The following is a 492-nucleotide window of genomic DNA, read 5'->3' as shown; positions in this document are numbered from 1 at the left end:
CTATTAAATGGTAATTTCCGGCTATTAATACTTCTCCCTGCAGGTCCCCATTATTAGGAACGCCTTTAAAAAGGGCAGTAAAAGTTTGTCTGGTGAGATTATTGTAAGTGTCCGGACCACGAATGATGTATCCTTTTCCGGTTACCATATTGTTTGTCCTGTTGGTTTGTACCCATTGTGTACCATCGTTACCAAAGTATTTCGTAGAGGTGGTAAATGGCGAAACATCAATTAAGCGTTGAGGGCTTACAGGAGTAGACCAGTAAAGATAATCTTTCTGAAAGATTGGCGGACTGGTTCTCTCATAATAGATGTCTCCGGTATTGGCTACATTATTAATCTGTACTAAACTGGAATTGTTTTTGAATGTTAATTGACCATTTGTAGTGACAGCATTGGTAATCTTTAAAGTTACTCCTGTGGAAACTATTACAGGATCAGGGCTGGTAATGATCAATGAACAGGCAGATACATCAGCCGTAAAAGGCTGAT

General features: G+C 39.2%; 1 pseudogene. It reads right to left on the bottom strand.

Annotated features, from left to right (window positions below):
• A pseudogene (locus tag ACHRWY_RS27575) lies at positions 1-492 on the bottom strand (hypothetical protein); the annotation flags it as partial.

The sequence above is a fragment of the Flavobacterium sp. FlaQc-48 genome (assembly GCF_044007335.1).
Taxonomy (GTDB): Bacteria; Bacteroidota; Bacteroidia; order Flavobacteriales; family Flavobacteriaceae; genus Flavobacterium.
Note: the sequence above shows the minus strand (reverse complement) of the source record. Positions and strands in the feature narration are given on the sequence as shown.